At 65.9% G+C, this 26,878-nt stretch carries 28 protein-coding genes and 1 tRNA gene; 15 read left to right on the forward strand and 14 right to left on the reverse strand.

The features are described 5' to 3' along the window. The first annotated feature begins 32 nt into the window (after nt 1-32). The 8 genes from glpX to ACE3TJ_RS18460 all read left to right on the forward strand — a co-directional run bounded on the left by glpX (nt 33) and on the right by ACE3TJ_RS18460 (nt 7,815). A complete protein-coding gene (gene glpX, locus ACE3TJ_RS18425) occupies nt 33-1,010 on the forward strand; it encodes a class II fructose-bisphosphatase (RefSeq protein ID WP_374598824.1) in 978 nt (325 codons plus the stop codon). Continuing rightward, nucleotides 982-2,772: a single-stranded-DNA-specific exonuclease RecJ gene (gene recJ / locus ACE3TJ_RS18430; protein WP_374598826.1), complete on the forward strand. Its 1,791-nt coding sequence runs from the start codon at nt 982-984 to the stop codon at nt 2,770-2,772. The genes glpX and recJ overlap by 29 nt, the downstream gene beginning before the upstream one ends. 104 nt (nt 2,773-2,876) lie before the next feature. Beyond that, entirely contained in the window at nt 2,877-3,440 is a 564-nt protein-coding gene (ahpC, locus tag ACE3TJ_RS18435; RefSeq protein WP_374598827.1) for an alkyl hydroperoxide reductase subunit C, read from the forward strand. 87 nt (nt 3,441-3,527) lie between these two features. Beyond that, nucleotides 3,528-5,108, forward strand: coding sequence for an alkyl hydroperoxide reductase subunit F (gene ahpF, locus ACE3TJ_RS18440; RefSeq protein ID WP_374598828.1), 1,581 nt, complete (start codon nt 3,528-3,530; stop codon nt 5,106-5,108). A gap of 61 nt (nt 5,109-5,169) precedes the next feature. Next, nucleotides 5,170-5,245, forward strand: a tRNA-Glu gene (locus ACE3TJ_RS18445). A gap of 239 nt (nt 5,246-5,484) precedes the next feature. Then, the gene (locus ACE3TJ_RS18450; protein ID WP_374598830.1) at nt 5,485-6,141 is read left to right on the forward strand and encodes a PEP-CTERM sorting domain-containing protein; all 657 of its coding nucleotides are present in this window, start codon (nt 5,485-5,487) and stop codon (nt 6,139-6,141) included. 367 nt (nt 6,142-6,508) lie between these two features. Next, nucleotides 6,509-7,120, forward strand: coding sequence for a TetR/AcrR family transcriptional regulator (locus ACE3TJ_RS18455; RefSeq protein ID WP_374598832.1), 612 nt, complete (start codon nt 6,509-6,511; stop codon nt 7,118-7,120). Between the two features lie 74 nt (nt 7,121-7,194). Beyond that, a complete protein-coding gene (locus tag ACE3TJ_RS18460) occupies nt 7,195-7,815 on the forward strand; it encodes a TetR/AcrR family transcriptional regulator (RefSeq protein WP_374598834.1) in 621 nt (206 codons plus the stop codon). Here ACE3TJ_RS18460 and ACE3TJ_RS18465 read toward each other — a convergent pair. The 6 genes from ACE3TJ_RS18465 to ACE3TJ_RS18490 all read right to left on the reverse strand — a co-directional run bounded on the left by ACE3TJ_RS18465 (nt 7,812) and on the right by ACE3TJ_RS18490 (nt 15,205). Further along, nucleotides 7,812-9,683 (reverse strand): ABC-F family ATP-binding cassette domain-containing protein, encoded by a 1,872-nt coding sequence (locus ACE3TJ_RS18465; protein ID WP_374598836.1) that lies wholly within the window; start codon nt 9,681-9,683, stop codon nt 7,812-7,814. The genes ACE3TJ_RS18460 and ACE3TJ_RS18465 overlap by 4 nt on opposite strands. Before the next feature lie 33 nt (nt 9,684-9,716). After that, nucleotides 9,717-10,232: a hypothetical protein gene (locus ACE3TJ_RS18470; protein WP_374598838.1), complete on the reverse strand. Its 516-nt coding sequence runs from the start codon at nt 10,230-10,232 to the stop codon at nt 9,717-9,719. 10 nt (nt 10,233-10,242) lie between these two features. After that, nucleotides 10,243-12,342, reverse strand: a complete 2,100-nt coding sequence (locus tag ACE3TJ_RS18475; protein WP_374598839.1) for a methyl-accepting chemotaxis protein — start codon at nt 12,340-12,342, stop codon at nt 10,243-10,245. Between the two features lie 121 nt (nt 12,343-12,463). Next, the gene (locus tag ACE3TJ_RS18480) at nt 12,464-12,898 is read right to left on the reverse strand and encodes an HIT family protein (RefSeq protein ID WP_374598841.1); all 435 of its coding nucleotides are present in this window, start codon (nt 12,896-12,898) and stop codon (nt 12,464-12,466) included. Next, the gene (locus ACE3TJ_RS18485) at nt 12,895-13,950 is read right to left on the reverse strand and encodes a CDP-alcohol phosphatidyltransferase family protein (RefSeq protein ID WP_374599453.1); all 1,056 of its coding nucleotides are present in this window, start codon (nt 13,948-13,950) and stop codon (nt 12,895-12,897) included. Before ACE3TJ_RS18485 ends, ACE3TJ_RS18480 begins: the two co-directional genes overlap by 4 nt. A 64-nt stretch (nt 13,951-14,014) precedes the next feature. Further along, entirely contained in the window at nt 14,015-15,205 is a 1,191-nt protein-coding gene (locus ACE3TJ_RS18490) for a sugar-transfer associated ATP-grasp domain-containing protein (RefSeq protein ID WP_374598843.1), read from the reverse strand. 129 nt (nt 15,206-15,334) lie between these two features. Between ACE3TJ_RS18490 and ACE3TJ_RS18495 the strand changes: the two genes are divergently transcribed. Together ACE3TJ_RS18495 and ACE3TJ_RS18500 are read left to right on the forward strand one after the other, a co-directional pair. After that, entirely contained in the window at nt 15,335-16,120 is a 786-nt protein-coding gene (locus ACE3TJ_RS18495) for a succinate dehydrogenase iron-sulfur subunit (protein ID WP_374598844.1), read from the forward strand. 723 nt (nt 16,121-16,843) lie between these two features. Further along, nucleotides 16,844-17,185 (forward strand): TonB family protein, encoded by a 342-nt coding sequence (locus ACE3TJ_RS18500; protein ID WP_374598846.1) that lies wholly within the window; start codon nt 16,844-16,846, stop codon nt 17,183-17,185. 160 nt (nt 17,186-17,345) lie between these two features. Here ACE3TJ_RS18500 and fliN read toward each other — a convergent pair whose 3' ends face one another. The 4 genes from fliN to ACE3TJ_RS18520 form a co-directional block, all read right to left on the reverse strand. Then, nucleotides 17,346-17,675, reverse strand: a complete 330-nt coding sequence (gene fliN / locus ACE3TJ_RS18505; RefSeq protein WP_374598847.1) for a flagellar motor switch protein FliN — start codon at nt 17,673-17,675, stop codon at nt 17,346-17,348. Nucleotides 17,676-17,704: 29 nt separating this feature from the next. Further along, nucleotides 17,705-18,688, reverse strand: a complete 984-nt coding sequence (locus ACE3TJ_RS18510; protein WP_374598849.1) for a flagellar motor switch protein FliG — start codon at nt 18,686-18,688, stop codon at nt 17,705-17,707. Beyond that, nucleotides 18,685-19,530, reverse strand: a complete 846-nt coding sequence (locus tag ACE3TJ_RS18515) for a flagellar M-ring protein FliF C-terminal domain-containing protein (RefSeq protein ID WP_374598851.1) — start codon at nt 19,528-19,530, stop codon at nt 18,685-18,687. The genes ACE3TJ_RS18510 and ACE3TJ_RS18515 overlap by 4 nt, the downstream gene beginning before the upstream one ends. 194 nt (nt 19,531-19,724) lie before the next feature. Next, nucleotides 19,725-20,021: a DUF1153 domain-containing protein gene (locus ACE3TJ_RS18520; protein ID WP_121047996.1), complete on the reverse strand. Its 297-nt coding sequence runs from the start codon at nt 20,019-20,021 to the stop codon at nt 19,725-19,727. Between the two features lie 253 nt (nt 20,022-20,274). On the opposite strand from ACE3TJ_RS18520, the gene mnmA reads away from it, so the two are divergent. Beyond that, a complete protein-coding gene (gene mnmA / locus ACE3TJ_RS18525) occupies nt 20,275-21,384 on the forward strand; it encodes a tRNA 2-thiouridine(34) synthase MnmA (protein ID WP_374598853.1) in 1,110 nt (369 codons plus the stop codon). A 4-nt stretch (nt 21,385-21,388) separates the two neighbouring features. On the opposite strand, the gene ACE3TJ_RS18530 is transcribed toward mnmA, so the two are convergent. From ACE3TJ_RS18530 to pdxH, 4 genes are read right to left on the reverse strand one after another with little or no spacing between them, the layout of a single operon-like run. Continuing rightward, complete coding sequence (locus ACE3TJ_RS18530) at nt 21,389-22,090, reverse strand: endonuclease/exonuclease/phosphatase family protein (protein ID WP_374598855.1); 702 nt, start codon at nt 22,088-22,090, stop codon at nt 21,389-21,391. A gap of 31 nt (nt 22,091-22,121) precedes the next feature. Further along, the gene (locus ACE3TJ_RS18535) at nt 22,122-22,925 is read right to left on the reverse strand and encodes a PhzF family phenazine biosynthesis protein (protein WP_374598857.1); all 804 of its coding nucleotides are present in this window, start codon (nt 22,923-22,925) and stop codon (nt 22,122-22,124) included. Continuing rightward, nucleotides 22,915-23,838, reverse strand: coding sequence for a cation diffusion facilitator family transporter (locus tag ACE3TJ_RS18540; protein WP_374598859.1), 924 nt, complete (start codon nt 23,836-23,838; stop codon nt 22,915-22,917). Before ACE3TJ_RS18540 ends, ACE3TJ_RS18535 begins: the two co-directional genes overlap by 11 nt. Continuing rightward, nucleotides 23,838-24,425 (reverse strand): pyridoxamine 5'-phosphate oxidase, encoded by a 588-nt coding sequence (gene pdxH / locus ACE3TJ_RS18545; RefSeq protein ID WP_374598861.1) that lies wholly within the window; start codon nt 24,423-24,425, stop codon nt 23,838-23,840. The genes ACE3TJ_RS18540 and pdxH overlap by 1 nt, the downstream gene beginning before the upstream one ends. 131 nt (nt 24,426-24,556) lie before the next feature. Between pdxH and ACE3TJ_RS18550 the strand changes: the two genes are divergently transcribed. From ACE3TJ_RS18550 to arsB, 4 genes are read left to right on the forward strand one after another with little or no spacing between them, the layout of a single operon-like run. Then, nucleotides 24,557-24,898 (forward strand): ArsR/SmtB family transcription factor, encoded by a 342-nt coding sequence (locus ACE3TJ_RS18550; protein WP_374598863.1) that lies wholly within the window; start codon nt 24,557-24,559, stop codon nt 24,896-24,898. Between the two features lie 3 nt (nt 24,899-24,901). Beyond that, entirely contained in the window at nt 24,902-25,342 is a 441-nt protein-coding gene (locus ACE3TJ_RS18555) for an ArsI/CadI family heavy metal resistance metalloenzyme (protein ID WP_374598865.1), read from the forward strand. Nucleotides 25,343-25,346: 4 nt separating this feature from the next. After that, entirely contained in the window at nt 25,347-25,844 is a 498-nt protein-coding gene (locus tag ACE3TJ_RS18560) for an arsenate reductase ArsC (protein ID WP_374598867.1), read from the forward strand. Next, nucleotides 25,841-26,866 (forward strand): ACR3 family arsenite efflux transporter, encoded by a 1,026-nt coding sequence (gene arsB / locus ACE3TJ_RS18565; protein WP_374598869.1) that lies wholly within the window; start codon nt 25,841-25,843, stop codon nt 26,864-26,866. The genes ACE3TJ_RS18560 and arsB overlap by 4 nt, the downstream gene beginning before the upstream one ends. Nucleotides 26,867-26,878 lie beyond the last annotated feature (12 nt).

A 26,878-nucleotide genomic window follows, 5' to 3' on the forward strand; every position in this document is an offset into this window, starting at 1 on the left:
CGCATGTTCGAATCAAGGGGAGTTCAAGGCCGATGGTGAAACGCAGCGACGTGCTGGAGCGCGTGCTCGTTCTGGAAATGGTGCGCGTGACGGAATACGCGGCGATGGCGGCCTCGCACCTCGTGGGACGCGGCGACGAGAAGGCGGCGGACGCTGCCGCTGTCGATGCGATGCGCGATGCGCTGAATGAACTCGCCTTCGACGGCACGATCGTGATCGGCGAGGGCGAGCGCGACGAAGCGCCGATGCTTTATATCGGCGAGAAGGTCGGCGCGGCGATCGGGACCGGCCCCAAGATCGACATCGCGCTCGATCCGCTGGAAGGCACGACGATCACCGCCAAGGCCGGGCCGAACGCGCTTGCCGTGCTCGCCATCGCCGAAGAGGGCTGCCTGCTGAACGCGCCCGACGTCTACATGGAAAAGCTCGCCATCGGGCCGGGTTACGCGAAGGACCTCGTCAGCCTCGACAAGAGCGTGACCGAGAACGTCGAGGCGCTTGCGAAGGCGAAAGGCGTGAAGCCCGCCGAGATCATCGCCTGCGTGCTCGATCGCCCGCGCCACGAGAAGCTGATCGCAGAACTGCGCACGATCGGCTGCGGCGTCGTGCTGATCCCGGACGGCGACGTGGCGGGCGTGATCGCGGTGACGAACCCCGAGACGACGGTCGACATCTACCTCGGCCAGGGCGGCGCGCCGGAAGGCGTGCTCGCGGCGGCGGCGCTGCGCTGCGTCGGCGGCCAGATCCAGGGCCGGCTCGTGTTCCGCAACGACGACGAGCGCCTGCGCGCCGCGAAGTGGGGCATCACCGATCTCGACCGCATCTACGACACCGAGGACATGGCCAAGGGCGACGTGATCTTCGCCGCGACGGGCGTGACCGATGGTTCGCTGCTCGATGGCGTGAAGCGCCTGAAGGGCGGCCTCGTGACGACCGAATCGGTCGTGATGCGCGCGTCTTCGGGCACGGTCAGGTGGGTGCGTGGCGAGCATCGCCGTTCCGAATCCTGACGCCTTCGTCTTCGGCGTCAGCCGCTCGATATCCGGGCGGCAATGGCGCTGGCGGGGCGGCCCGCCGGGTGACGCTGCCGACGCGCTGAGGCTTGGCATCAGCGACGTGACCGCGCGCCTGTTCACGGCGCGCGGCGTGCGGGTGGAGGACATCGCTGCCCTCGCGCAGCCGACGATCCGCGACCTGCTGCCCGACCCTTCGATCTTCCGCGACATGGACACGGCCGCCGCACGCATCGCCGACGCGGTGACGCGCGGCGAGGCCGTGGTGATCTTCGGCGACTATGACGTGGACGGCGCGACGAGCGCGGCGGTGCTGATCCGTTTCATCCGCGCCGTGGGCGGCACGGTTTCACACTATATTCCCGACCGGCTTCTGGAAGGCTACGGCCCTTCTGCCGAGGCGCTGGTGGCGTTGAGGCAGGCCGGCGCGGACCTCGTCGTCTGCGTCGATTGCGGCACGCAGGGTTTCGAGGCGCTGGAGGCCGCGAAGGGTGCGGGGCTCGACGTGATCGTCGTCGATCACCACAAGGCCTCCACGCTGCTGCCGCCCGCCGTCGCAATCGTGAACCCCAACCGTATCGACGAGGACGAAGGCGCCGCGTTCGGCCACCTTGCGGCTGTGGGTATGGCGTTTCTCGTGGCTGTGGCGGTGAACCGGGAGTTGCGCGTGCGCGGCTGGTTCTCGGGTCGGCCGGAGCCGAAGCTCACCGAACTGCTCGATCTTGTCGCGCTCGGCACGGTGGCGGACGTGGTGCCCTTGACCGGTCTCAACCGCGCCTATGTCTCGCAGGGCCTCAAGGTGATGGCGACGCGGCGCAATGCAGGGCTCGCCGCACTGGCCGCTGCTGCCCGGCTGGAACGCGCGCCGCGGGCATCCGACCTTGGCTTCGCGCTCGGGCCGCGCATCAACGCGGGCGGGCGCGTGGGACAAGCGGACCTCGGCGTGCGCCTGCTGACCGGGGAGGGCGATGAGCTCTCCGCGCTGGCGGGCGAGCTCAACCGGCTGAACGACGAGCGGCGCGCGATCGAGACGCTGGTGACCGAAGCCGCCATCGCCGCGTGCGAGCGCGCAGGCAACGCGCCGATTGCGGTGATCGCGGGAGATGGCTGGCATCCCGGTGTCATCGGCATCGCCGCGAGCCGCCTCAAGGATCGCTTCGGCGTGCCCGCGCTCGTGATCGGTATCGACGAGGCGGGCACGGGCAAGGGTTCGGGGCGTTCGATCCCCGGCGTCGATCTCGGCGCGGCGGTGCTCGCGGCGCGCGACGCGGGGCTGATCAGTGCGGGCGGCGGTCATGCGATGGCGGCGGGCGTCACGGTGGCGCGCGAGCGGGTGGACGACCTCGCGCGTTTCCTCTGCGAACGGCTGGAGGGGGACGTGGCGCGTGCCCGCGCTGTCGACGCGCTCTCCTTTGATCTCGCGCTCGCGCCTGCGGGTGTTACGCCTGCGCTTGCCGAAGCGTTGGAGGCTGCCGGGCCTTATGGGGCTGGTTGGCCCGGCCCGCGCGTGGCGGCGGGGCCGGTTTCCGTGGTGAAGGCCGATATCGTCGGCACCGGCCATGTGCGTGTGATTCTGGCGGGCGCGGACGGTGCGCGCGTGAAGGCTGTCGCGTTCCGCAGTGTCGATACGCCGCTCGGCTCGGCGCTCATGCAGGCGGGCGGACGGCGGCTCTGGGTGTCGGGACGTGTCAGTCAGGATGATTGGGGATCGACCCCGCGCGCCGAACTCCACCTCGACGACGCGGCCTGGGCGGACTGATCGATAAAATCAATCTGTCTGTCTCAAAAAAGTAATTTTGCCTTCGCTCCGGGCGTTGCTAAAGGGTCGCCATCCCCCAAGCAACCCACAGCAATGGAGCGTACATGTCCCTCGTTAATACCCCCATTAAGCCGTTCAAAGCGCAGGCCTTCAAGCAGGGCAAGTTCGTCGAGGTGACGGACGCGGACGTGAAGGGCAAATGGTCGATCTTCTTCTTCTACCCGGCCGACTTCACCTTCGTGTGCCCGACCGAGCTTGAAGACCTCGCCGACATCTACCCGACGCTCCAGAGCATCGGCGTCGAGGTGTATTCGGTCTCCACCGACACGCACTTCTGCCACAAGGCGTGGCACGACACCTCGCCCGCAATCGGCAAGATCAACTACTACATGCTGGGCGACCAGAACCACGACATCTCGAACAACTTCGAGATCCTTCGCGCAGGCGTCGGCCTCGCCGATCGCGGCACGTTCGTCGTCGATCCCGAGGGCACCATCCAGCTCGTCGAGATCACGCCGGAAGGCGTGGGCCGCAACGCCGCCGAGCTTTTGCGCAAGATCAAGGCGCTTCAGTACTGGGTGAGCCACCCGGGTGAAGTGTGCCCGGCGAAGTGGGAAGAGGGCGAGAAGACGCTCGCCCCGTCGCTCGACCTCGTCGGCAAGATCTAAGGACCCCTGGGTCGCAGGGGTCTCCCGGGGGCGGTTTCGCGCCGCCTCCGGGAGATCGCGGCCACACTGAATTTTTTGGAGTGAACCATGCTGGACGCCAATCTGAAGCAGCAGCTCGCCGCCTATCTGCAGAACATCACGCAGCCGATCGAGCTTGTGGCGTCGCTGGATGATGGCGCGAAATCGGTGGAGATGAACACGCTCCTCGAAGAGATTGCAGCGCTTTCGGACAAGGTGGGCGTCGTCCGCAAGGATGATGACAAGCGCAAGCCCAGCTTCATGATCCGCCGCGCCGGGACCGACATCGGCGTGCGCTTCGCGGGCCTTCCGATGGGGCATGAGTTCACGTCGCTGGTGCTGGCGCTGCTGCAGGTCGGCGGGCACCCGTCGAAAGCCGCGCAGGACGTGATTGAACAGGTGAAGGCGCTGGACGGCGACTTCGAGTTCGAAACCTATTTCTCGCTGTCGTGCCAGAACTGCCCCGACGTTGTGCAGGCGCTGAACCTGATGGCGGTGCTGAACCCGCGCGTCAAGCACACGGCGATCGACGGCGCGCTCTTCAAGGGCGAGGTCGACGAACGCAAGGTGATGGCGGTGCCGACCGTGTTCCTGAACGGCGAGCCGTTCGCTTCCGGCCGCATGGAGCTGGAGCAGATCGTCGCGAAGATCGATACCGGTGCTGCGGCGCGCGCGGCGGAGAAGATCAAGGGCAAGGCGCCGTTCGATGTGCTCGTCGTCGGTGGTGGCCCCGGCGGTGCGGCTGCGGCGATTTATGCCGCGCGCAAGGGCATCCGCGTGGGTGTGGCGGCCGAGCGTTTCGGCGGGCAGGTGCTCGATACGATGGGGATCGAGAACTTCATCTCCGTGCAGCACACCGAAGGGCCGAAGCTCGCCGCGCAGCTCGAGCAGCACGTCAAAGAGTATGACGTCGACATCATGAACCTGCAGAAGGCCGAAAAGCTGATTCCGGCGCGCGTGCCGGGCGGGCTGCACGAGGTTCGGCTGGAGAACGGCGCATCGCTGAAGGCACGGACCGTGGTGCTCGCCACCGGCGCGCGCTGGCGGCAGATGAACGTGCCGGGCGAGAACGACTATCGCAACAAGGGCGTGGCTTACTGCCCGCACTGCGACGGGCCGCTGTTCAAGGGCAAGCGCGTGGCGGTGATCGGCGGCGGCAACTCGGGCGTGGAAGCCGCGATCGACCTCGCGGGGATCGTGGCGCACGTCACGCTGATCGAGTTCGACAGCCAGCTTCGTGCCGATGCTGTGCTGCAGCGCAAGCTCGCCAGCCTGCCGAACGTGAAGATCATCACGTCCGCGCTCACCACCGAAGTGCTGGGCGACGGCGAGAAGGTGACGGCGCTCACCTACAAGGACAGGAACAGCGACGATCTGCACCAGATCGAGCTGGAAGGCATCTTCGTGCAGATCGGCCTCGTGCCGAATACGGAGTGGCTTAAGGACGCAGTTGCGCTCTCGCCGCGCGGCGAGATCGAGGTCGATCATCGCGGTGAAACGAGCCAACCGGGCATCCTGGCGGCGGGCGATTGCACGACCGTGCCCTACAAGCAGATCGTGATCGCGATGGGCGAAGGCTCGAAGGCGGCGCTCTCCGCGTTCGACTATCTGATCCGCACAGTGCCCGCCGAGGAAACTCAAGCGGCCTGAGCCTGCACATGCGGCTTGACCGGCCGGGGCGACCCCATTAGTGGGAGCGCCTCAGCCGCGCGGCCCCATCGTCTAGCGGTCTAGGACGTCGCCCTTTCACGGCGAAAACACGGGTTCGAGTCCCGTTGGGGTCACCACGCTTCGCGTGGGTTGTGCGGAGAGAGATCGCCATATCCTCCCGATATTGTTTGATGTTCCAGCCCTACGATGTGGGGCCTGGATAGGCGTTGCCGGAGTCGGCCGAATTTACAATCTCTTCGCTTGCTAACTGAAAATCATTCCTAATAGCGGCGCAAAAGCTTGATTGTTTCGGCTATGGCACAATCGTTGCTTGTTTTGAAAGCGGACGACTATTCGTCCGACGGGGGGATCCCACATGCAACGCTTTGTCTTTGCCGCATGGTGCGGCGCGGCCATGACGCTTGCCGCATCGGCGCACGCCGCGGTGATCGAGTACACGTTCACGACTGCCGAGGCCGTCGGCGGCATGTTCGACGGTGTCGCGGTTTCGGGGAGCTTCAGTTACAACAACGCGCCCGGTGCTGTGCTGCTCGTTCCGAACCCGCTGCTCGCCGGTTCCATTCTCTACATCGGCAATGTCACGGATTTCACCGCCGAGATCGATAGCAAAACCGTGAGCTACGCGGCGGGTAACGTGCTTGTCGGCAACGACAAATTCAGTCCGCCGGCGACGCCGGGTGCGCCGTTCGACATCGTGCAGCTTGTTCCGACGGCGGGATTCAGCGGGTGGACCGAGCTTGGATACACGCTGGTGAGCGCGGACATCCTGTTTGTCGAATCTGCTCTCGGGTTCGATTTCCTCGACAATCAGGCGCTCCCGGAGATGCTGAACGAAAACCGGCCCGATGTGCCCGGGCTGTTTTCGCTTGTTTTCCGTCCTGTGGTCGGCGGCCCCGATGTCCGCGTGTTCTGGACCGGATTCATGGTCGAGCGGGTGCCCGAACCGGCTGCGTTGGCGCTGTTCGGCCTTGGTCTTGTGGGTCTCGGTTTCGCGCGTCGCCGCCGCGGTTGACAGCGCCAGTTCGAGAATGATTCGCACGTAAGCGATGCGCGCCCGGGCGTTGTCGGGTTCCTTTACAGTTTGAAGACAGCGCCCGGGTTGTATCGTTTGAAATGCGTGCTTTCCGGTGGTTGGCCCCCTTTTTGCTTTCGGATGGAAAGTGGCGGATTCGCGTGCCGGGAGGTACGTCTGTGAGTTCGCAATGACATCCGGCCTCTGATCGGGAGGCCCGCCCGGCGTGCTGCTACCCTGCATTTGCCGAACGCATTTGTGCGTCTTGTTAACTATTCGCTTGATACTGCTTTCATCGCTGTTAGCATTCGCGCCGCTCGCGCCCGCGGGTACCACATAGTAACCATCTGCTTACCCCGGGGGCGTCATGCCGAAGCCCATTTCTGAAATTCGCAAGCCTGAGATCGTGCAGGCTGCCATCAAGGCGATTGGCCGCGAAGGCCTGCCCATGCCTTCCTACGATTCGATCGCCAAGGAAGCGGACATGTCGCGGCAGCTCATCCGGCACTATTTCCCCGATCCCGAAGGCCTGATGGTCGCGGTGTGCGATGCGCTGGCGGCAAGCTACCGCGACTGCCTGATGAAAGGCATCATCGAGGCCGCTGCAACCGAGCGCCTGCCGATGTTCCTCGATTTCTATTTCGACTTCCTCGGGGGGAACCAGAAGCCGAGGGACGATGGCGTTTACGACGCGATGTTCTCGCTTGCGGCAAGTTCCGAGGCGGTGCGCATGAACCTCAGCGGGCAGTATAATCTGCTCCAGTATACGATCGCGCACGAGATCCAGATCAGCAACCCGACGCTGAGCCAGAAGGCCTGTCGCGAAATCGCCTTTCTGTTCGTGGCCCTGATGTACGGCCACTGGAAGATGGTGGCGACGCTCGGCTTTTCCGAAGACTACAACCGGGTGACGCGCGAGGCGGTCGACCGGCTGATCGCATCATACGTGCAAAACTACCACGATCCCGATCTAGACTGAGCGGGACCACTGGCTTCGGCTTGCGCGACAGGCCCGCAGCCTGCGATACGTCTGCCTTGATGGTGAAGGCAGGCATGGCGTCCACGACAGAAGAAACGAAACGGCGCCGCGCGCGCCGACAGACACCGGCGCTGCGGCGGCAGGACCTGCTCGCGGTGACGATCAGCTGTCTCGCGCAGCTCGGCCCGCGCGGCACCACGGGGCGTGAAATCTGCCGCCGGGCCGGCGTGTCGCATGGGCTGCTGCGCCACTATTTCAGCAATCCCGACAACCTGCTGCTGGAAACCTATCAGGAGCTTTGCGACAGTTTCATCGCGCGCTTCGCGGAAGAGCTCGCGGCCGGGTACGCGGACCCGTGGAAGACGATCGACCGGCTGTTCGAGGTGCATTTCAGCGACGAATGGTCGAACCCGGATATCCTTGGCGCGTGGATCGCCTTCTGGGCGCTCGTCCGCAACAATCCCGATTTCGCCGCGGTGAGCGTGGATTACAACGCGCGGCTGCAGGCGCTGCTCGCGCAGGCGGTGGCGCGACTTCCTGAAGGTCCGGTGCCGCCGCGCGATATCGCGGCGCTCGTCTCGGCGACGATGGACGGGCTGTGGCTCGATTACAGCCTCTCGTCCGAGCGCCTGCCGCGTGCGCGTGCGCTCGATCTTGCGAAGACGATGCTGCGGCGGCTGGCGCCTTCCGCTTAGGCTGCGACCTCCAGCGCTTCCGACACGGCGAGCCATTCCGCCTCTGTGGCCTGAATGCGGTCCGTCAAATCAGCGCGCAGTTTCATCAGTTCGCTCATGGACTTCTTTGCGTGCGCGGGGAGGGCGGACGAGGGGTCGAACATGGCACGATCGACCGCGCTGCGTTCCGCTGTGAGCTTTGCGAGGTCGGCTTCGAATGCCTTGATGGCGGCGCGCAGGCGCTTTTCCTGCTCGCGTGTGTCGGCGGCGGCCTTGCGGGCTCCCTTGCGGTTTCCGGACGATGCGCCGCCTGTCTGCCGGTCGTTCGATTTGCCGAGCACGAAATCGGTATAGTCTTCAAGACTGCCCGCAAAGTCTTCGGCGCGGCCGTCATCGACCAGAACCAGACGGTCGGCGGTCAGCTCCAGCATGTGGCGATCGTGGCTGACGAGGACGACTGCACCCGAATACTCGTTCAGCGCCTGCACAAGCGCCTCGCGCGAATCGACGTCGAGGTGGTTGGTCGGCTCGTCGAGGATCAGCATGTGCGGCGCCTCGCGCGTGATGAGCGCCAGCGCCAGCCGCGCGCGCTCGCCGCCCGAAAGCTTGCCGACCTTCGTGAGCGCCTTGTCGCCGGAGAAGCCGAAACGCCCGAGCTGCGCGCGGACGGCACCAGGCGTCGCGCCCTTCATGATGCGCGTCATGTGTTCGAGCGGCGTGTCTTCGGTATCGAGTTCTTCGACCTGGTACTGCGTGAAGTAGCCGACGCGCATCTTGCCCGCCGTGCGCATGTCGCCTTCCATCGGCGGCAACTGCGCGGCGAGCAGGCGGGCGAGCGTGGTCTTGCCGTTACCGTTCCTCCCGAGCAGCGCGACGCGGTCGTCGGGATCGAGGCGCAGGTTGAGGCGCGAGAGGATCGGATTGCCTTCGCTGTAGCCGACCGAGGCCATGTCGAGCGTGATGAGCGGCGGCTTCAACTCGCTGGGGTTCGGAAATGCGAAGCTGAGGCTGGGGTCTTCGGCGACAGCGGCGATCGGCTGCATCTTCGCCAGCGCCTTGGCGCGCGACTGCGCCTGCCGCGCGGTGCTCGCGCGGGCGCTGTTGCGGGCGATATAGTCCTGCAGCTTTTCGCGCTGGCGGGTCTGTGCGGCCCGCGCCGCCTCGATCTGCGCCAGCCGCTCGGCACGCTGGCGCTCGAAAGCGTCGTAACCGCCCGGGTAGAGCGTGATCTTGCCGCCTTCGAGGTGCAGAATGTGATCGACGACGTTGTTCAGAAGGTCGCGCTCGTGGCTGATGATGATCATCGTCGCGCGGTAGGTCTTCAGGAAGTTTTCGAGCCAGAGCGTCGCTTCGAGGTCGAGGTGGTTTGAAGGTTCGTCGAGCAGCAGCAGGTCGGGCTCAGAGAAGAGCAGGGCGGCGAGCGCGACGCGCATCTTCCAGCCACCCGAATAGCTGTCGAGCGTGCGGCCCTGCATTTCCTCATCAAAGCCGAGGCCGACGAGGATGCGTGCAGCGCGCGCCTCCGCCGTCCACGCATCGATGGCGTTCAGGCGTTCGTGAATCTCGGAAATGCGGTCGGGGTCGGTCGCGGTTTCGGACTCGGTGAGCAGGGCCGCACGCTCCGTGTCCGCAGCAAGAACGGTTTCAAGCGGCGTCGCGGTGCCGGCGGGCGCTTCCTGCGCGATATAGCCCATGCGTGAACGGTTCGCGGTCTCGATCTCGCCGCCGTCGGCTTCGAGAAGACCGCACATCACGCGCATCAGCGTGGACTTGCCCGCGCCGTTACGCCCGATCAGCCCGACACGGCTTCCCGTGGGCAGCGACGCGGTCGCGCCGTCCAGAATGATGCGGCCGCCAAGCCGCACGGTGATGCCATTGATATTGAGCATGGGCGGGGGCGATACACGAATGTTCGCGCTCTGTCAGGTGGAGATGCTCTTGCGTTTTAGAACGCGGATCAGCGCATCGATGGTGGAGCGAAGGGACTTCCGTTGGGCCTCGGCTTCTTCGGTCGTCAGGACGAGTTGGTCGTAAGCGGGGCCGTCTGCACCATAGCGGACCAAACGGAAGATATAGATATCGCGGCCAGCATCGGTGCGCGCCGTTTCGACGGTTCCGTGCGCGAGGAAACCGCGAAGGGTTTCAAAGGTCTTGAAGCGATCGAGCAGTTCCAGAACTCGTGCCGAGTTCAGCCCGATCGGGGCATTGATCTCGGCTATTTTCCGCAGCCGTTCGAATTTCTGGCCGGCAAGGTAAGGGAATTTCGGTTTGAGTGCTGCATATTCCGGGCGGTTCGCTGCATCGTTTAACAGCGGCGCGAGCGCGTGCTCCAGTTGCGCGAACTTGTCGATGACCCAGCCGCGAAACAGGTGGGCGTCATGGCGGCGATAGGCCGCCGGATCGACAGCGACCGGAGGCTCGCTCGGCATCGCGGTCATGGCGGGTTCGTCAAGCCGCGCGGACGCGGGCGAGGAAGCGGTCGACCTCTGTGGTGAGCGTGCTGGCCTGCCGGTTGAGGTCGGCGGCGGCGTCGAGCGCGTCTTTTGCCGCAATGCCCGTTGCCTCGACGCCGGAGCGTACCTGATCGATGTTGCGCGCGACAGCGTGCGTGCTGTCGGACGCCTGATGCGTATTGCGCGCGATTTCGGACGTTGTGGCGGCCTGCTGCTCCACTGCGGCGGCGACCGTGGCAGCGATGCCGTTGATTTCGCCGATCGTGGAGACGATTTCCTCGATCGCACCGACGGTTTCGCGCGTCACCGACTGGATCGCGCCGATGCGTTCGTTGATGTCGATCGTGGCCTTGCTGGTCTGGTTTGCGAGCGCCTTGATCTCGCTGGCAACAACCGCGAAGCCGCGCCCCGCCTCTCCGGCGCGCGCGGCTTCGATCGTGGCGTTGAGCGCGAGCAGGTTGGTCTGCTCGGCGATCGAATTGATAAGGCCAACGATCTCGCCGATCTTCTCGGCGTCTACCGAGAGGCCGGCGACGATCTCGTCGGTGGCACGGGCGCGCGACACGGCCTGCTCCGACATCGCCGAGGATTCGACGACGCGGTGCGAGACTTCGGCGAGCGAACGGGCCATTTCCTCGGATGCATTGGCAACGGTGAGCGCGTTGTGGCTGGCTTCTTCGGCCGACGCGGTTACATCGGTGACGAGCACAGCGCTGCTGCGCGCTGCGTCGCTTACCTGCTGCGAGCCTGCCGCGATCTGGCGCGCGGCGCTGTCGACGGCGGCAACGACGTGGCGAACGCTGGTTTCGAAGGCGTCGGCAAGTTCGCTGAGCGCGGCGCGCTTCTCGGCGGCGGCGTGCTGACGCTCGGTTTCGCGCTCGGCGCGGGCGGCTTCCTCGCGCTCGCGGTCGCGGCGTTCGGCTTCCACCGCGGCCCGGCGGCGCTCTTCGACTTCGGTCGCGTTCTCCTTGAACACGGCGACGGCTCGGGCCATGTCGCCAACCTCGTCGCGCCGCTGCGCGCCTTCGATGCGCGTGCCGGTTTCACCGCGGGCGAGCGCGAGCATCGTGTTCGCCATGGTCGCGATCGGTCGCGCGATCAGATGGTTGGTGAGGACACCCGCAACGATCGACACGCCGATACCGGCAGCGCCGGCAAGAAGCGTGATGAGAATCGCACCGCCGGCGGCAGCCTGTGCGGCGAGATCGGCCATGCCCTGCTGATCGGCGATCGCTTCGGAGAACGCCTCCACGTTGCGCTCGAACGCCGGGCCTGTCTTGCCGAGCAGCCTGTCGACGGCTTCATCGCGGTCGCTGGTGCGGCGGACGATCTCGTCGAACGCCTTGTCGTAGGCGACGAGGCTGACGATGATGCCGTCGGCCTTGCGGGTGAGCGCCGGATCGGTGAGACCTTCGAACACGCCGTTCAGCGCATCTTCGAGGTTTAGGAGGTCCGATTTGGTCTGCTTGACGATCTCGGGCGAGGGCGAGGAGAGGTAGCGGTTCACATCGACCCGCAGCAGCGAATAGGTTTCGAGTGCGAGCGCTGCATTATAGGCGGTCTGATGGTCGCCCGCGCGGTGGCTCGCCGTGACGATATCGTGGAGCGCGGCGCCGATTTCCGGCCCCTTGGCCTCGATGGTGCTGGCGACGAGCTGTGTGATCGCGGTCTGGTTTTCTACGATGCCGCGGAACTCGGTGCGGAAAACGCCGCGCAGCCGGTCGATGCGCGCGAGCGTGGCTTCCTCGCCGACGATGGTTGCGCCGTCTTCGGCGCGCTTCAGCGCTTTCTGCGCCGCATCGAGACTTGTGTTGACCTCGGCGACGAGCGCGGCGTTGGGGCGGATCACATAGTCCTTGATACGGCCCTGCGCGGTCATCGCGGTCGCGTGGGCGTGGGCGATCGAGCGGGCGCTATCAGCAAGGTGGGCGACTTCGGAGACTGTGGAGCGGGTCACGAGCAGCGAGCCGGTGGCGACCATCGCGAGGACCGCCATCGCGAGCCCGCCGATGCCGTAGCTCACCAGCACCTTCTTGCTGATCTTCCAGTGGGTTATGATCGCGATAAACGGCGACACGTCAACGCGCGCGATCAATTCCCTGAAACGCTCCATAGCCAGCACAAGCCCCATACACCGGGAAAAGCGGCACATCCGGTTCCCGCCCCATCCGCATACGGCCGGCGGTGTTTCATCATGGTTAACATTGCGCGGGTTTTCAGCGCGCGGGCCAGAAGCCTTGGAGCCATGCGGACACGCCGGCGATTCCGGCTGCGTCCAGCTCCACCGCGTCTCCGAGCGCTGGGAGTTTCGGCCAGCCGGCGTCCGGGAACGCGCGGCCTTCGAAGCTGCGGCTGCCCTCGTAGCGGGGGATGACGTGGGAATGGACGTGCGGGTCCACCATCATCAGCATCAGGTAGTTGAGTTTGGTGTGGTCGACGGCGGCGCGAAGCGCGGTCTCGATGTCGCGGCTGACATTCGCGAGTTCCGCATAGGCGGCGGGCTCGAGACCCGCGAAGGCCGTCGCGTCCGACTTCGCGGCGAGCACGAGGCTGCCGAGCGTGGGCTGCGCGGGGCGGAGCAGAACGATCCAGTGGTCGTATTCGGCGACCAGCGTCGCCGGGTAGCCGAAGCGGCGGATGGTGTCGTTCACGCCTCGCTTCCGTCGCTGAGCCACGAGGTGAGCGCACCGTGCCGCCGCGCAACCATCGCCTGCAGCAGCCGGACGAAATGGAAGACCAGACTGAGCACCGTCCATGCCGTTACCCCGAGAAGCCCGAGATCGGGGCGCGAGAACAGCATACTGACGAACAGGATCACCATGTTGGGGTTGCGGCGCGCAGTGATGAGGCGGAAATCGGTATCGACCTTCTGCCAGACGTGGATGTGCATTCCGGCGATCTGGATGAACCAACCCTCGATGAGCCGCTGCAGCACATAGCCGCCGACCATCACGCCCATCACTATCCAGAACACGGACGGATCGAGTGCGAGATTGTGGGCGGCGAGGCCGACACCCCACGCGTACCACCAGAAGGGCGGATGCACGAGATCGAGCCCATGATCGAAGATGTCGCCCCACCACGACGAGGTGATCGTGCAGCGCGCGAGCTTGCCGTCGACGGTGTCTAGCACCATGAAGGCGAGGCCTGCCGCCATGCCGGTCCAGTAGTGGCCATCCCAGAACAGGAATGTCGCCCACACGCAGAGCGCGGCGCCGATCGTCGTCACCATGTTGGGCGTCATGCCGATGCGCGCGGCGATGCGGGTGAGGACGAGCGCCCATTCGGGCCACAGGTATTTGGTGAGGAGGTCGGTGACGCCCTTGTAGGCGCCGAAATAGCTCGCGCGCTCGATGGCGCGGACGTTCGCCGGGATCAGCTCGATCAGGAACGGGCGTTCCCGCTTGCGGAGCGCGGCGTTGTAGATGGTGATGCCGTCTTCATAGGCGCTGACGGCAAGCCCTTCCGCCCAGGCATCGCTGCCGGCCTCGATCGCATCGCGCACGGCTGGGGCACGGTCCGGCGGTACATTGGCGAGCACCGGGCGGCCGCCGAGGGTGAGGGCGGTGCCGGGGCGCTGAGCGATCCAACCGAACCACTGCGGGTCGAAGGCGAAGCGGGTGTCGGCGACGATGACGCCCGACTGATCCGCCTGCGGCGCGCGCGCGGCTGCGATGCGCCGGATGCGTTCGGCGGAAGACATGCCCCAGATCGGCGTTTCGTTCTTTCCTGCGAGAAGAAGCGTCGTTGGCGTGTCCACAGGTCTCTCAGTCGGTTTGCAGCCCAGCGGTGCTTATAGACGGAGAGGGAGGCGGCGCAAGTTTGGGGGCGGGCAGATATTGGCCGTCCCACTGCAGCGGCGCGGCATAGGCCCACGCGCCGGCGGGCAGCGCTTCGAGCGCCTGCAGATAGGCGCGGCCCACGGCAAGCTGCGAGAGGCCGCAGGCGTTCGTGAACTGCGTGAGCTGGTGGCCGGGGTTCCAGTTGCCCTCGATGAGCACGGGGCCACGATCGGCAAGGCCGATGTCCCAGCCGATGAGACCATAGCCGGCGCCGATCGCCGCGTGCGCCGCGATGGCGAGCCGGACGGCGGCGTCGGCGAGGTCGCACACGTCGATCCCTTCAAGCGAAATGCCGGTCGCGGGGTGGCGCTGCAGATGCCGGATGCAGCCGTCTGCCTTGCCGATGACGTCTCCGGCAGTGCCGTCCACGACGGCGGCGGCAAGACCGCCACGGCTGAAATTATCGACCGGCCCCGATCCGCCGCCGATGCGGAGCACGAGCCCGTGCGCGACGAGCGTTCCGCCGAGACGGAATGTGTGGACGCGCAGCGTGGGGAGGGCGCCCGGGGAAATGTCCGACAGGCGCGGGGCCGTTCGCAGTGCCTGTTGGAGGAGGCCGCCGCGGCTGACGACACGCGCCAGATGCATCGCCAAAGCGCCGTTTTCGAAGCGCGTTCCGTTGCTGTCCGCCCAGCCGTGCGCGATGCGCCGGTAGCGGGCGACGCCGCGCCCGCGCGAGCTGTAGTTCGGCTTGGCGACGATCTCGCCGTGCCGTGCGAACCATGCGGCAACGGCGGCGGGGGAGGCCGGGCCGGAGAAGGTTTCCGGCGCCGGCAAACCCGCGTTCGCAACGGCTGCCGCGAAGCTGCGCTTGTCCTTGAGCAGGCTGGACGCGAGCGGGATGGCGGCGGGATTGAGCAGCCGGTGGATACCGCGGCGATAGAGCTGCGACAGATAACGCGCGGGGTCGACGATCCCCGCGAGCAGGCGCGCCTCGTCTTCGGGGATGCCGAGCGCACGGCAGCGGGGATCGTGCGTGCCGCGTCCCGCCAGCTTCCCGAGACCGGCGGCAAGCGCGCGCTGGCGCGGCGTCCAGTGCCGGAGCAACTGTTCGTGATAGAAGCCGAGCAGCGGGTCTCCGCCGAAGACCGGGGGCAGGGGGCGCGTGGTGATCATCGCCCGTCGCCCTATCGTCGCCGTGTGACGGCTTGAGGACTTATTGCGGGACACGGCGTTTTTTACGGTTTTTTCCGCCACGCGATTGCGCTAGGCAGCACGCGCGAGAGAACAGGAGAGACGCGCGCGATGGCCGAATTCACGCTTCCGAAGAACAGCAAGGTGAACGGCAAGGGCAAGGTGCACAAGGCCCCCGAGGGCGCGACGCATATCAAGACGTTCCAGATCTATCGCTGGTCGCCCGACGACAACGAGAATCCGCGCATGGACAGCTACGAGCTCGACCTCGACAGCTGCGGCCCGATGGTTCTCGACGCGCTCATCAAGATCAAGAACGAGGTCGATCCGACGCTGACCTTCCGCCGCTCGTGCCGCGAGGGCATCTGCGGTTCGTGCTCGATGAACATCGACGGCTCGAACACGCTTGCCTGCACGAAGCCGATCGACGAGGTGAAGGGCAACGTTGCGATCACGCCGCTGCCGCACATGGAGGTCGTGAAAGACCTCGTGCCCGACTTCAAGCACTTCTACGCGCAGTACGCCTCGATCAAGCCGTGGCTGCAGACCGTTTCCACGACGCCTTCGGGCAAGGAGCGCATCCAGTCGCCGGAAGACCGCGAGAAGCTGGACGGGCTCTATGAGTGCATCCTGTGCGCCTGCTGCTCCACGGGCTGCCCGAGCTACTGGTGGAACTCCGACAAGTTCCTCGGCCCGGCGATCCTGCTGCAGGCTTATCGCTGGCTCGCCGACAGCCGCGACGAGATGACCGGCGAACGGCTCGACGAGCTTGAAGATCCGTTCCGGCTCTATCGCTGCCACACCATCATGAACTGCGCGAACGTCTGCCCGAAGGGCCTCAACCCGGCGAAAGCGATCGGGGAAATCAAGAAGATGATGGTCGAGCGCCAGCTATAGGGTGTGTGGGGATGCAGCCCATGGCGGGCTGCAAATGGCGGCTTCCTGCGCTTCCGGTGCTCACGTACCTGAAGTACGCTGCGCGCCGGTTCTCGAAATCCACCATTTTCGCCTCGCCCTGAACTGCATCCCCACACACGCTAATGGCGTGGGCAAATTCGGATGATCGAGAATGCTGCCCTTTGCGGGCATTCGATAACTGCGCTGCAATGACCTCATGCGCGAATGGATAAACGCGGCGACGACATTTGCCATGTTGGTGGCAGTGTTGACCCTTGGGGGCTGCAACCGACCTGAATCTGACCCCGAGAAGCTCAAGGCAATCCACGCCGAAGCTCAGAAGCTTATGACAACGCACCCTCCCGAGCAGCCAGGCAATCGGAGAATTGTTCCGAAAACACAGTGGCCGAGAGCAATCGCAAGCCTTCGCCCCGAAAAAGTTACCGTTCATTCGTGGGGCGTCGACATCACGATCAAAGCCGGTTTTGACGGTGGCTGGGGCTATGAAGTCCCGCGCCGTAAATCGGACCTTTCAATGCCAGCGGGTTGTTATTCGGAGCCAAGCCAAGGCGTGTTCTGGCACGGTCCGTGCTGACGGCAGCTAAGCACCCAAGTCAGCCATTCTGTTAGCGGGGGATTTGTCCACGCCGCCTAAGCCAAGCCGATCATTCCCTAGGCGAAATAAACCATTTCGCAAGACTTGGGCCGCTAGCGTTCTCCACCATGGAAGGGTGGGTCCATAAAACTGCGATTGCCGCGCTCGTTCTCCTCGCTTCGGCGGGGACGGCGACTGCTGCCGATTGGAAATCGACTGTGACGCGGCTCATCGCCGCGCAGCACTCCTATCCGCGCAGCGCGCAAATCCGGGGCGATCAAGGTACTGCGAAGGTGCGGATCAGCGTGGATGCGGGGGGCAAGATCACCGGTGTCGAACTCGTCGAGCCCACCGGATCGCAAATCCTCGACCGCGAGGCCGTGCGCATTCCGCAGAAGATCGGCGCCGTGCCGCCACCGCCGGGCGGCCCCACCAAGCTGGTGATCCCGATCGCCTGGAAACTTACGTAGGGTGTGCGGATATTCAGCCCATGCCGGGCTGCAAATGGCGGCTGCCTGCGCTTCCGGTGCTCACGCACCTTTAGTACGCTCCGCTCCGGTTCTCGGAATCCACCATTTTCGCCTCGCCCTGAACTGAATCTCCACACACCCTAAGAGTGCGATTTATGCTTCAGGCGTCCTGCTTCACGATTTCCGTCATGGTGACGCCGAGGTGTTCGTCGACGAGCACGACCTCGCCGCGCGCGACGAGGCGGTCGTTCACGAAGATTTCGATCGCTTCGCCGACACGCCGGTCGAGCTCGATCACGGCGCCGGGCGCGAGCTTCAGGAGCTGGCTGACTTCCACCGCCGAACGGCCGAGTACGGCCTGTACGCGTACGGGGACATCGAACACCGATTCGAGTTCCACCGCGCCGGGCAGGCCATCGGCAGCGTCCTCCGGCGACACTTCCGCCGCATAGGCGCGCGTGGGTTCATAATCGGGACGCAGGTCGTCCATGGTGCTTCTCCCTCGGTAAGACGCAGGCATCAGAATACGAACTCCTCGCTGCCGTCGCGGTTGTCGGCGAGAACGATCTCGCCCGTGTCTGCGAGCTGCTTTGCCACCTGAACGATCGCCTGCCGGGCTTCTTCCGCCTCGCGCAGGCGAATGGGGCCCATCAGCTCCATATCCTCGCGCAGGATGCGGGCGGCGCGCTCCGACATGCTCATGAAGAAGAATTCGCGCAGCGCCTCACCGGCGCCTTTCAGCGCCGCGGCGAGCCGGTTCTTGTCGACGTTGCGGAGCAGCGTCTGGATGCTGGCGGCATCGAGCCGGGCCAGATCCTCGAACGTGAACATCAGCGAGCGAATGCGCTCGGCGGCATCGAAGGCGCGGTCTTCGAGCGCCAGCATGAAGCGCGCCTCGGCATCGCGGTCGAAGTGATTGAAAATCTCGGCCATCACTTCGTGCGTGTCGCGGCGCGCGCTGTGCGCGGGGTTCGACAGCAGATCGGCGCGCAGCGTCTCCTCGACGGTATCGAGCACATCCTGCCGCACGGCGCCGACGCGGAGCATCCTGAGCACGACATCCATCGCGGCGTCGTCCGGCAGGCGCGAGAGGACGCGTGCGGCCTGCTCGCGCCCGATCCGGCCGAGCACGACCGCGGCCGTCTGCGGGTGCTCGCCGCGAAGATAGGCGGCGAGAACGTCTTCGCTGACGTTGCCGAGCGTGTCCCACGTTGTCTCGCTGGCGGGCCTCGCCGTTTCCAGAGCCGCGGGGCTGGAGAGCTCGCCGGCGAATGTGGCCAGCAGGCGCTCGGCAAGCGGGGCTGGGACCGGGCCGATCCGGGCCATGGCGGCGCTGAGCGCCCGTGCCTCGTCGTTGCCGAGGTGCGCCCAGATCGCGCCGCCATGTTCGCGTCCAAGCGCGACCATCAGCGCGGCGGCGCGCTCGACGCCGGTGAACGCGGCAAGCGGTTCCGCCGGTGCGGCGAGGGGTTCGGCGCGGAGGGCTGCTGCGCGGGCGCTCATGCGGACATCCACTGGCGGACGACGGCGGCGGCGGCGGCCGGGCGCGCGGCGACGGCATCACCGGCGCGGCGAAGCGTGGGGCTGTGGGTGGTATCGTTCGTGAACGCGAAGGCTGCGGGCTGTGCAGACTCGATCGCTTCGGGTTCAGGCGCGGACGTTACGACGGGCGTGCGCCGTCCGAACATGCGCAGGATCAGGAACAGCGCGGCGAGCGCAAGAATGCCGATGAGAAGCGCGCGTGCGAGCGGCAGAAACGTATCCACGGTGCCCGCAAACGCAGGTGCGGCCTCGGCGCGCGCGAAGCGCACGGTCTCGACGGTCAGCGAGTCGCCGCGCATCGCGTCGAAGCCGACCGCGCCCTGCGCAAGACGTGTGAAGCGCGCGAGTTCGGCCTTCGTGCGCGGCTGGTAGCCTACGCCGTCCGGCCCTTCGACATGGCGGCCGTCCACCATGACGGAAACGGTGAGGCGGCGAATCTGGCCGCTGCTCCTGATCGTCGTCGTCTCGGTGCTGTTCGTGCCGGGGTCGCCAGCCTCTGTAACCTGCCGTGTCTGGTCCGGTTCGATCTCTACCGAAACGACGGCGCGCACGTTCTCGCGGCCGACGATCGCGCCGATCATCGCTTCGACCTGTTCGCGAAGCCGGGCTTCGACGCTGGTCTGCCGGTCAGAAACGGGAACGGCTGCGGTGGGGGCTGGATTGGCGGCGGCGGGGGCAGGGTCGCGCAGCAACACAAGGCCGAGCAGCGCTGCGGCCGCACAGAGCAGGGCGATCAGCAGCAACTGCGGCTTTCCGTTCTGCTCCGGCGCTTTCGACTCTGGCGCTTTTACGGCCTGTTCCACGCGCACACGTTTCCCGACGTTCAAACAATGCGGAACTGTGCCGCCGGGATGGTGAAAATGACGTAAAGAAATGGCGTGCCGCGGCGTGGTGTCGCCATGCGCCGGACGCAGAAAGGGCGGAAGACGTCCCCCGATGTCTCCCGCCCTTTGGCAGGCGCCCGCACAGGAAGGGGCGCCGGTTCTTTAATTCGGTGTCAGGCGCTTTCGCGGTCGTAGAGCGCCCGGTAGTGCTGAACGCGCGTGACGCGGAGGCCGGGCATACCGACACGGTCCACGGCGCGCTCCCATGCCGCGAATTCCTCGGGGCTGAGGCCATAGCGCTCGCACGCATCGTCCGCCGAGATGAGTCCGCCCTTCACCGCAGCCACGACCTCGGCCTTGCGGCGCACCACCCATCGGCGCGTGTCCGAGGGCGGCAACGTGTCGAGCGTAAGCGGCTCCCCCAGGGGACCGATCACTGATGCAGGGCGAAACTTCTGATTTTCCATCATTATTCTTTTGGCTCCAACACTACGCGACTGCCTTGTTGATGCACCCTAGCGCCAGACCCTTAAAAGAACGCCTAAACGCCAAGGTAAATTCTGCAGCAACAGAGCTTAACGCGGCCCTTCCCGTCTTAGTGTTTGAAATCGTTGTACGTGCCTTTAGCGAATCACCGGGACCGAGGAACCGCAAGCGCGGTCATCGGCATCACATACGGGCTGGAACGTGCAAAAATCGTAAGCGGCATCTATATGCGCGGGCATGAGCAGTATTCCCGACCTTGAAGGCCTTCGGCCCGGTGCGCGCGTTGTCGTCGCCATGTCCGGCGGCGTCGACTCGAGCGTCGTTGCCGCGCTCGTGAAGGAAGCGGGCTACGAGACGATCGGTGTCACGCTCCAGCTGTACGACCACGGCACGGCTGTGGGGAAGGCGGGCACCTGCTGCGCGGGGGGCGATATCCACGACGCGCGGCGTGTGGCGGACCGGCTCGGCATCGCGCATTACGTGCTCGACTATGAAAGCGCCTTCAAGGACAGCGTCATCGAGGCGTTCGCCGACGAATATGTGCAGGGGCGCACGCCGATTCCCTGCGTGACGTGCAACCAGACCGTGAAGTTCCGCGATCTTCTATCCGTCGCGCGCGACCTTGGCGCCGATGCGATGGCGACGGGCCATTATGTGCGGCGTGTGCAGGGCGCGGACGGGGCGGAGCTTCACCGTGCGGTCGATCCGGCGCGCGACCAGAGCTATTTCCTGTTCGCGACGACGCGCGAGCAGCTCGGCTACCTGCGCTTCCCGCTCGGCGGCATGGAGAAGCCGGCGGTGCGCGAACATGCGCGGCGCTTCGGCCTCGTGGTGGCGGACAAGCCCGATAGCCAAGACATCTGCTTCGTGCCCTCCGGCGACTATGCCGGGATCGTGCGCAAACTGCGCCCGGAGGCAGGCGAGCCGGGCGAGATCGTCGACATGGGCGGCGCGGTGCTCGGGCAGCATCGGGGCCTTATTCACTACACGGTCGGTCAGCGGCGTGGGCTGGAGATCGGCGGGCTTGCCGATCCGCTGTATGTCGTGCGGCTGGAGCCGGAGACTCGGCGCGTCGTCGTGGGGCCGCGCGCGGCGCTGGGTGTTGCTGGGGCGGTGCTCGGGAGGGTCAACTGGCTCGGCGCGGACATTGGCGATGGCATCGACGTTCTCGCCAAGGTGCGATCGATGGCGAAGCCCGCACCTGCGCGCTTCGATGGCCATCGGGTGACGTTCGCGGCGCCTGAGTATGGGGTCGCGCCGGGGCAGGCGTGCGTTCTGTATGATGGCGAGCGCGTGCTTGGCGGCGGCTGGATCGACGGGACGGTTTCGGCGCTGGCCGCAGCCTGACCGTTCAGGCGTTGCGCGCGACGTTCGCCCATACCGGCAGGTGATCGCTCGCACGCTTCGCGGTGAGCGAGGCGTGGACGCCGCTCTCCTCGACCTTGAAATGGTCGGAAACGAAGATGCGGTCGAGCGTGCCGAGGGGGCGGCGCGTCGGGAAGCTGGGGCCGCAGGCGGCGCACTGGTGGTGGCGCTGGAATTCCTTGAGCGCCTTGCTGTCCACCATCCAGTCGTTGAGGTCGCCCATCAGGATGCTGGGGAGCTGTGTCGTGCGCTCGCCGAGGTGATCGACAAGCATCTTCGCCTGACGCGCACGGTAGAGCCCGGAGAGATCGAGGTGCATCCCGACGACACGCACCGGCTCGCCGCGCACGACGAGGTCGGCGAGCACGGCGCCGCGCGGCTCCAGCATCGGCAGGAACAGCGGCTCGCCGTGGATGATCTCGTGGTCCTTGCGCACAAGGATGGCGTTGCCGTGCCAGCCGATGCTGTTTGGCCGGTTCTCGATCGGAACGGCGCGGTAGGGGCTTTCCGCCTCGATCATGCTTCGCGGAATCGCACTCGCCCGCTCGCCGAGGCGGCGGTCGGCCTCCTGAAGCGCAATGATGTCCGCATCGAGCTCGTTGAGCACGGCGAGCACGCGATCGGGCTTGCGGAGGCGATCGAGGCCGATGGCCTTGCGCATGTTGTAGCTGGCGACGCGGAGGGTCATGCGCGGGAAGATAGGAGTGCGGGGCGCAGGTTCAAAGGGTGAAGCTGCCTTCGATCACCGTGACGCAGGTGCCGCCGAGCACGGCGCGCTCGCCTTCGAGGCGGCAGGCGACGCGGCCGCCGCGTGGGCTCGCCTGAAACGCCCGGAACGCGGGCTTGCCGAGCCGCTCCGCCCAGTAGGGCGTCAGCATGGCGTGCGCGGCGCCGGTGACAGGGTCTTCGTCTATGCCGGCGCCTGCCGCGAAGACGCGGCTGACGACGTCGAACGCGCCGTCGCCGGGCGCGGTAACGACGATGAGGTGATTGCCGACCTCGCGCAGCAGGCCGAAATCGGGTTTCATGGCGCGGACGGACGCAGCGTCGGGGACGACGTAGAGCCAGTTTTCCCCCGGATAGGAGAGGACGGCTTCGGGCGTAAGGCCGATCGCCTTCACCACGCGCGGGTCCGCTGCGTCGGGCGTCGGGCGGCGGGCGGGGAGATCGAGTTCGTAGGCACCGTTTGCGCGCCGAACCTCCAGCACGCCGGCGAGGCGGGTACGGAACCGGATGCGATCAAGATCGACGTCGCGCGAGAGAAGATAGTGGCCGCTTGCGAGCGTCGCGTGGCCGCACAGGTCCACCTCGATCGCCGGGGTGAACCAGCGGAGATCGTAGTCCGCGTCCGGCGCGTCCGAAGGGATGAAGAAGGCGGTTTCGGCGAGGTTGTTTTCTTCGGCGATCGCCTGCAGCACATCGTCCGCGAGCCACGCATCGAGCGGCATCACGGCCGCCGGATTGCCTTCGAAGGCGCGCGCCGCGAAGGCATCGATCTGGGCGAAGGGCAGCTTATTTGGCATGGCTCTCTTCCTGCGCGGCGTGCGTATCGAAATGGCCGCTCGGGTCGACGTGGACGAGGATGTCGCTGCCGGGAAAGGCTTCCAGCACGCCGGCCTCGACGACATCGACAATGTCGTGCGCGGCCTGAACCGTCATGTGCGGATCGACCCAGATGTGGAACTGAATGAAATCGGTGTGCCCGGCATGGCGGGTCTTGAGTTCGTGGATGCCTTCGACGCCCGGAACCGCGCAGACGAGCGCTTTCAAAGCTTCGCGCTTCTCGTCCGGCCACTCTTTGTCCATCAGCATGTCGAGCGCGTGCCGCGCGGTCTTGAAGGCGCCCCACACCAGCCAGAGCGCGATGAACACGCCGAACAGCGGGTCCGCGCCGCGCATTCCGAGCATCGCATCGAGCACCAGCGCCGCGATCACCGAGAGGTTCAGCAGCAGGTCCGACTGATAGTGCATCCGGTCCGCATCGATCGCGAGCGAACCGGTGCGGCTGACGATGACGCGCTGGTAGGAGACGAGCGCCAGCGTCACCAGAATCGCGAAAATCGAAACGCCGATACCGAGTTCGGCTTCGGCTGGGGGCGTCTCGTTCGTGAACGCCTGCACCGCGCGCCAGCCGATACCGATGGCGGAAACGGTGATGAACACGGTTTGCAGAAGCGCCGCGATCGGCTCCGCCTTGCCGTGGCCGAAGCGGTGATCGGCATCGGCGGGTTCGGCGGCGACGCGCACGCCGATCAGCGTGATGATCGAGGCGATGAGATCAAGCGCGGTGTCGGCGAGCGAGCCGAGCATTGCAACGGAGCCCGTCTCCATCGCCGCATAGGCCTTGACCACGCCGAGGACGAGCGCCGCCGAGAACGAGGCGATCGCCGCGCGGCGGGTCAGCTTGCCGCGCGCCTCCAGCCTCGTGGCGTCCATCACGGATACTGCATCGAGCGCGCCCAGCCGCTGCCGGCGCGGTCGTAGATGTAGCGCTCGTGCAGGCGGCTCTCGCGGTTCTGCCAGAATTCGATTCGCGAGGGCACGACGCGGTAGCCCGACCAGTGCGGCGGGCGCGGCACGTCGCCGCCATCATACTTCGCGGTGAATTCGGCAACGCGGCCTTCGAGCGTCGCGCGGTCGTCCAGCGGCTCCGACTGGAAGCTCGCCCACGCGCCGATCTGCGAGGCGCGGGGGCGGATGGCGAAATAGGCGTCGGCCTCGGCCGCACTCACCGGCTGCACGGCGCCGTCAATGCGGACCTGGCGGCCCAGCGATTTCCAGAAAAAATTGAGGTGCGCGCGCGGGTTCGCGGCAAGCTCGCGGCCCTTCCGGCTCAGCGTGTTCGTGTAGAAGGTGAAGCCACCCGGATCGACATCCTTCAGCAGCACAATCCGCACCGAGGGCCGGCCGTCGGCATCGGCAGTGGCGAGCGACATGGCGTTGGCGTCACTGGGCTCGGAAGCGGATGCCTCCTGAAACCAGCGGCCAAAGAATTCGAAGGGATCGTCGGGAAGCGTCGTCATGGCGCGCTTCATAGACTCTGCGGAGCGGGGAGGGAACTGCACGCTTTGATGTTTCGATCATTCTCGAAATATGTGTTGACCCTGATTTTTTAATTCGATAATTCTGGAAATATAGAAAGGTGAGTCGGCCTATGAGCATCACGACCAGTGAAACCGCGATCGCGGCCCTCTCCGCACTGGCGCAGGAGCACCGGCTTGCCGCCTTCCGCCTGCTCGTCGAAGCTGGACCCGAAGGGCTTCCGGCCGGAACGGTGGCCGAGCGGCTAGAGATTCCACCCTCGTCGCTGTCGTTCCACCTCGCCCACCTTGAACGGGCGGGGCTGGTCGCGAAAATCCGACTCGGGCGAACGTTGCTCTACAGCGCTCGCTTCGAAACCGTTCGCGGGCTTGCCGACTATCTTCTCGAAAATTGCTGCGGCGGACGCGCGTGCGCCGATGTCGCGGCCCCTGAACGTCTCGCCAAAGGAGCCTGACCGATGAAACGCCTGCACGTCCATGTCGCGGTGCGCGACCTTGAAGCCTCGACTCGCTTTTATTCCACGCTGTTCGCCGCCGAGCCGACCGTGGTGAAGGCCGACTATGCCAAGTGGATGCTCGAGGATCCGCGCGTCAACTTCGCCATCTCTGCGCACGAGGGCGCGGCGCCGGGGCTATCGCACCTCGGCATTCAGGTTGAGGACGCAGGCGAACTGGAGGAGGTCTATGCGCGCTTGCAGAAGGCGGATCGCCCCGTGCTCGACGAGGGCGCCACGACCTGCTGCTACGCGAAGTCCACCAAGAGCTGGATCGCCGATCCGCAGGACATCGCGTGGGAAACGTTCCTGACCACGGGTGAATCCGTGGACTACGGCACCGGCCCGGAACTCAGCCGTATCGCCGCCGATCCGGCCGCGACCGGCCAGCGCTGCTGCGGGTGAGGCGATGGAGCCCTACAACGTCCTCTTCCTCTGCACTGCGAACTCGGCGCGCTCGATCCTGGCCGAAGCCATATTGAATGCGATCGGGGAGGGGCGGTTTCGGGCGTTCAGCGCCGGCAGCCATCCGCGCGGCGCGGTGAATCCGGCGGCGCTCGACGTGCTCCGCAGCCTCGGGCACCCCGTAGAGGAGCTGCGCTCCAAGAGTTGGGACGAGTTCGCGGAGCCTGACGCGCCGAAGCTCGATTTCGTGTTCACGGTCTGCGACAATGCGGCGGGCGAGGTGTGTCCGATCTGGCCGGGTCAGCCGGTGACGGCGCACTGGGGAATCGCAGACCCCGCCGCCGTGGAGGGCAGCGACGCCGAAATCCACGCCGCGTTCTTCGATGCCTATCGCCAGCTGAAGAACCGCATCTCGCTGTTCACCGCGCTTCCCATCGCATCCATCGACCGGCTGAGTCTCCGTCATCGGCTCGCGGAGATCGGGAAGGGTGACGCGGCATGAGCCTGTTCGAGCGCTACCTGACATTGTGGGTGATCGCCTGCATCGCGGCGGGCATCCTGCTCGGATCGGCAATGCCGGGGCTGTTCGCGGCGATCGCGGGGGCGGAGCTTTACAGCGTCAACCTGCCGGTCGCCGTGCTCGTATGGCTGATGATCATCCCGATGCTGATGAAGATCGATTTCGCCGCGCTGCGGCAGGTCGGTGCGCACTGGCGCGGCATCGGCGTCACGCTCGCGCTCAACTGGGCGATCAAGCCGTTCACGATGGCGGCGCTCGGCTGGCTATTCATCGGCTGGCTCTTCCGTCCGCTGCTGTCGGAAGCGGAGATCGAATCCTATATCGCGGGGCTCATCCTGCTCGGCGCGGCGCCCTGCACGGCGATGGTGTTCGTTTGGAGCAATCTCTGCCGGGGCGAGCCGCATTTCACCTTGAGCCAGGTGGCGCTAAACGACGCCGTGATGGTGGTGGCCTTCGCGCCGATCGTCGGGCTGCTGCTCGGCCTCTCCGCGATCACCGTGCCGTGGCAGACGCTGCTGATTTCGGTGGGGCTCTACATCGTCGTGCCGGTGATTGCCGCGCATGTCGTGCGTACGCGGCTGCTCGCGGCGGGTGGCGAAGTGCGGCTGCAACGTGCGCTCGCCGCGATCCAGCCGATCTCGCTTGCCGCGCTGCTCGCGACACTGGTGCTGCTGTTCGCCTTCCAGGGCGAGCAGATCCTTGCGCAGCCGCTCGTCATCGCGCTACTCGCCGTGCCAATCGCCATTCAGGGCTATCTGATCTTCGGCATCGGCTATGTCGCGAACCGGGCTTTCGGCGAGGCGCACTGCATCGCGGGCCCCTCCGCGCTGATCGGCGCCAGCAATTTCTTCGAGCTTGCAGTGGCGACCGCGATCAGCCTGTTCGGCATCACGTCGGGGGCCGCGCTCGCCACGGTGGTGGGCGTGCTGATCGAGGTGCCGGTGATGCTTTCGCTGGTCGCGGTGGTGAACCGATCGCGCGGCTGGTACGAAAAGACCGCTTAAGCGCCTCTTGCG

Source organism: Sphingosinicella sp. (genome assembly GCF_041916975.1).
Classification (GTDB): Bacteria; Pseudomonadota; Alphaproteobacteria; order Sphingomonadales; family Sphingomonadaceae; genus Sphingosinicella.

What these genes read in the sequence shown, in the direction of transcription:
- glpX (WP_374598824.1), top strand. Translation starts at nt 33, where the DNA reads ATGGTGAAACGCAGCGACGTGCTGGAGCGCGTGCTCGTTCTGGAAATG.
- ahpC (WP_374598827.1), top strand. Translation starts at nt 2,877, where the DNA reads ATGTCCCTCGTTAATACCCCCATTAAGCCGTTCAAAGCGCAGGCCTTC.
- ahpF (WP_374598828.1), top strand. Translation starts at nt 3,528, where the DNA reads ATGCTGGACGCCAATCTGAAGCAGCAGCTCGCCGCCTATCTGCAGAAC.
- ACE3TJ_RS18450 (WP_374598830.1), top strand. Translation starts at nt 5,485, where the DNA reads ATGCAACGCTTTGTCTTTGCCGCATGGTGCGGCGCGGCCATGACGCTT.
- ACE3TJ_RS18455 (WP_374598832.1), top strand. Translation starts at nt 6,509, where the DNA reads ATGCCGAAGCCCATTTCTGAAATTCGCAAGCCTGAGATCGTGCAGGCT.
- ACE3TJ_RS18460 (WP_374598834.1), top strand. Translation starts at nt 7,195, where the DNA reads ATGGCGTCCACGACAGAAGAAACGAAACGGCGCCGCGCGCGCCGACAG.
- ACE3TJ_RS18465 (WP_374598836.1), bottom strand. Translation starts at nt 9,683, where the DNA reads ATGCTCAATATCAATGGCATCACCGTGCGGCTTGGCGGCCGCATCATT.
- ACE3TJ_RS18470 (WP_374598838.1), bottom strand. Translation starts at nt 10,232, where the DNA reads ATGACCGCGATGCCGAGCGAGCCTCCGGTCGCTGTCGATCCGGCGGCC.
- ACE3TJ_RS18485 (WP_374599453.1), bottom strand. Translation starts at nt 13,950, where the DNA reads ATGTCTTCCGCCGAACGCATCCGGCGCATCGCAGCCGCGCGCGCGCCG.
- ACE3TJ_RS18490 (WP_374598843.1), bottom strand. Translation starts at nt 15,205, where the DNA reads ATGATCACCACGCGCCCCCTGCCCCCGGTCTTCGGCGGAGACCCGCTG.
- ACE3TJ_RS18495 (WP_374598844.1), top strand. Translation starts at nt 15,335, where the DNA reads ATGGCCGAATTCACGCTTCCGAAGAACAGCAAGGTGAACGGCAAGGGC.
- ACE3TJ_RS18500 (WP_374598846.1), top strand. Translation starts at nt 16,844, where the DNA reads ATGGAAGGGTGGGTCCATAAAACTGCGATTGCCGCGCTCGTTCTCCTC.
- fliN (WP_374598847.1), bottom strand. Translation starts at nt 17,675, where the DNA reads ATGGACGACCTGCGTCCCGATTATGAACCCACGCGCGCCTATGCGGCG.
- ACE3TJ_RS18510 (WP_374598849.1), bottom strand. Translation starts at nt 18,688, where the DNA reads ATGAGCGCCCGCGCAGCAGCCCTCCGCGCCGAACCCCTCGCCGCACCG.
- ACE3TJ_RS18520 (WP_121047996.1), bottom strand. Translation starts at nt 20,021, where the DNA reads ATGATGGAAAATCAGAAGTTTCGCCCTGCATCAGTGATCGGTCCCCTG.
- mnmA (WP_374598853.1), top strand. Translation starts at nt 20,275, where the DNA reads ATGAGCAGTATTCCCGACCTTGAAGGCCTTCGGCCCGGTGCGCGCGTT.
- ACE3TJ_RS18530 (WP_374598855.1), bottom strand. Translation starts at nt 22,090, where the DNA reads ATGACCCTCCGCGTCGCCAGCTACAACATGCGCAAGGCCATCGGCCTC.
- ACE3TJ_RS18535 (WP_374598857.1), bottom strand. Translation starts at nt 22,925, where the DNA reads ATGCCAAATAAGCTGCCCTTCGCCCAGATCGATGCCTTCGCGGCGCGC.
- ACE3TJ_RS18540 (WP_374598859.1), bottom strand. Translation starts at nt 23,838, where the DNA reads ATGGACGCCACGAGGCTGGAGGCGCGCGGCAAGCTGACCCGCCGCGCG.
- pdxH (WP_374598861.1), bottom strand. Translation starts at nt 24,425, where the DNA reads ATGACGACGCTTCCCGACGATCCCTTCGAATTCTTTGGCCGCTGGTTT.
- ACE3TJ_RS18550 (WP_374598863.1), top strand. Translation starts at nt 24,557, where the DNA reads ATGAGCATCACGACCAGTGAAACCGCGATCGCGGCCCTCTCCGCACTG.
- ACE3TJ_RS18555 (WP_374598865.1), top strand. Translation starts at nt 24,902, where the DNA reads ATGAAACGCCTGCACGTCCATGTCGCGGTGCGCGACCTTGAAGCCTCG.
- ACE3TJ_RS18560 (WP_374598867.1), top strand. Translation starts at nt 25,347, where the DNA reads ATGGAGCCCTACAACGTCCTCTTCCTCTGCACTGCGAACTCGGCGCGC.
- arsB (WP_374598869.1), top strand. Translation starts at nt 25,841, where the DNA reads ATGAGCCTGTTCGAGCGCTACCTGACATTGTGGGTGATCGCCTGCATC.